General features: G+C 63.7%; 2 protein-coding genes. Both read right to left on the bottom strand.

From position 1 onward, the window contains the following. The coding region (locus ON44_RS33865; RefSeq protein WP_174415216.1) for a beta-ketoacyl synthase N-terminal-like domain-containing protein at nt 1-699 on the bottom strand (699 nt) is incomplete at its 3' end. Nucleotides 700-725: 26 nt separating this feature from the next. After that, a partial coding sequence (locus ON44_RS33860; protein WP_157187403.1) for a type I polyketide synthase occupies nt 726-3,125 on the bottom strand: 2,400 nt, incomplete at its 5' end.

Genomic DNA, 3,125 nt, shown 5'->3' with positions numbered 1-3,125 from the left:
TGTCGACATCACCGTCGCGCCGCCTACCAGTGCCATCCCGCACTCGCCGACACGCACGGCTCGTACGGCTTGATGCAACGCAACCAGCGAGGACGAGCACGCGGTATCCACCGACACGGCCGGGCCCTCCAGCCCCAACACGTACGACACCCGGCCCGAGACCACACTCGAGGTCGTGCCGGTCAGCCGGTATCCCTCGACACCGGCGTCGCCGTCGCTTCGGCCTATGCCGTAGGACTGGTCGCTGACGCCGATGAACACGCCGGTGTCGCTGCCGCGCAACGAGACCGGGTCCACCCCGGCGTCTTCGAGGGCTTCCCACACCGTTTCCAGCAGCAACCGCTGCTGCGGATCCATCGCAACCGCTTCCCGCGGGCTGATCCCGAAGAACCCGGCATCGAACAACCCCGCATCGTGCAGGAACCCACCCTCACGCGTGTAGGACCTACCCGCCACACCCGGTTCGGGATCGAACAACCCCGCATCCCAGCCACGGTCGACCGGCCACTGCGACACCACATCCCGACCCTGGGCCACGACCTCCCACAGCTCTTCCCGCGAGGACACACCGCCAGGAAGACGACAGCCCACACCCACAATCGCGATCGGCTCAGACAGCACGGCGTCTAATCGCTGGCGAGTCTCCAGCAATTCGGATGTGACCCACCTCAGATTGGCGAGAAGCCTTTCCTCTTCCATAAGTCTGTCCTTCCTATCGCAACAAGCTATACGCCGGGGTAACCCAACTGAGTTTGAATAAAATTCATGAGGTCATCGGCCGAGGACTCTTTTATGACTTCCTTAACTGCCGAATTACCCGAGAGGTCATTGGGCCTGACATCCCAATTTTTTTCACCGCTCTTTAGCACCAGCTTCCCGAAACCGTCGAGAAGGCTTTTCCTATCAGCAACACTCAAATTAGCGTCGGAAAGCAGAGACTCAATTCGATACAAGATTTCATCTACGCCACGTCGTCCACTCCTTCCGGCCAGCTGTTGGTGGAGGTGTTCGGCGACGGCTCTGGGGGTCGGGTAGTCGAAGGTAAGAGTGGCCGGGATCGCGACTTCGGTGGCGGTTTTGAGTCGGTTGCGGGCTTCGACGGCGGTGAGGGAGTCGAATCCGAGTTCCTGGAAGTTGCGGTCGGCGTCGATCGTGGTGGCGTCGTCGTGTCCGAGCACGATCGCCACCTGGGTCTGCACCAACTCCAGCAGGATCTTGACCTGTTCGGCCTCGTCCAGGCCGGACAGGCGTTGCCGCAGTTGCGATCCCGCCACCCCGCTGGCGCTGCCGGTGTCTCCGGTGGCTGCGCGTCGGGCGTTGGGGACGAGCTGGTGCAGTATCGGTGTCAGCATCCCCGCACGGGCCTGCGCGGCCAGGGCGGTGGTGTCGAACCGCGCTGCGAGCACGGTGGCGTGCTCGGCGGTAATGGCGGTGTCGAACATCGCCATGCCCTGCTCGTCGGTCATCGCCAGATAGCCGCCACGGTTCATGCGTGCGGTGTCGCCACCATCGAGGTGACCGGTCATCCCGGTCGATGATCCCCACAATCCCCACGCGATCGAGGTCGCGGGCAGGCCTTGAGCACGGCGGTGTTCGGCCAGTCCGTCGAGGAACTGATTGGCCGCGGCATAGTTGCCCTGACCGGGCGAGCCCAGCACACCGGCGGTCGAGGAATACATGACGAACATGCCCAGATCCAGGCCACGGGTCAGCTCGTGCAGATACCACGCCGCATCGGCTTTCACGGAAAGCACCGTGTCGAGGCGTTGCGGTGTCAGCGACGCGATCACACCGTCGTCGAGCACACCCGCCGCATGCACCACCCCGACCAAAGGATCCTCGTCCGGTACCGCGGCCAGCAGTTGCTCGACCCCGGCACGGGTGGACACATCACAGGCCACCACCGCCACCCGCGCACCCGAACCGGTCAACTCCTCGACCAACTCACGCGCACCCTCCGCAGCGATACCCCGGCGAGAAGCCAACACCAGCGACCGCACACCCCGCACACCCACCAGATGCCGGGCCAGAATCCGACCCAAACCACCGGTACCACCGGTCAACACCACAGTCCCACGACCGGTATCCGTCGTGTCCGAGACCACGGGCAGTGTCGAAACCACGGGTAGTGTGAGGACGACTTTGCCGATGTGACGGGTCTGGCTGAAATATCGGAAGGCCTCGGGTGCCTGCCTGATATCCCATGCTTGGATGGGAATGGACTTGAGTTCGCCGCGATCGAAACTGGCGGTGAGCTCGGAGAGCATCTGTTGGATACGGTCTTCCCCGGCCTCGAACATGTCGAAGGCTTGATAGATCACCCCGGGATACTGGGTAGTGATCGCATCGCTGTCACGCTTGTCGGTCTTGCCCATCTCGAGGAAGTGGCCCCCGCGCGGTAGCAGTCGCAGCGACGCGTCGACGAAATCCCCGGCCAATGAGTTCAAGACGATGTCCACCCCGTGACCGTCGGTGGCCGACAAGAATTCGTCTTCGAAGCTCAACGTCCGCGAATTCGCGATGTGCTGGTCGTCGAAACCTATGCCCCGCAACACATCCCACTTGCCACTGCTGGCAGTTGCGAAGACTTCCAGGCCCCAGCAACGTGCCAGTTGGATCGCGGCCATTCCTACGCCGCCGGTCGCCGCATGCACCAGCAGGCGATCCCCCGGCTTTGCATGAGCCAGGTCCATGAGCCCGTAGTAGGCCGTCAAGAACACGACCGGTACCGCTGCGGCTTGGGCGAATGACCACCCCGCCGGCATGTGCACGACCAGTCGATGGTCGACGATCACGACCGGTCCCACTCCACGACCGGCCAACCCCATGACCCGGTCGCCGACGCTCAGACCCTCGACGTCTGCACCGACCTCGACAATGACTCCTGCCAGCTCGGCACCCACCACAGCGTCGTCATCGGGGTACATGCCCAGCGCGATCAGTACATCCCGGAAGTTCAACCCGGCAGCCCGCACGGAGATCCGCACCTGCCCCGCTGCCAGTGGCTGCTCCGCCAAGGGGTGACTCACCAGGGCCAAACCATCCAGCACACCCTTATCCACAGCAGCGAGCTGCCATGCCCCCGCGTCGGGGATCGCAAGAGTCCCGCGCCCGGGACCACGGGT

This window comes from Nocardia vinacea NBRC 16497, from assembly GCF_000308835.1.
In the GTDB taxonomy this organism is placed as follows: domain Bacteria; phylum Actinomycetota; class Actinomycetes; order Mycobacteriales; family Mycobacteriaceae; genus Nocardia; species Nocardia vinacea.
This window is presented reverse-complemented; position numbering and strand designations above follow the sequence as displayed.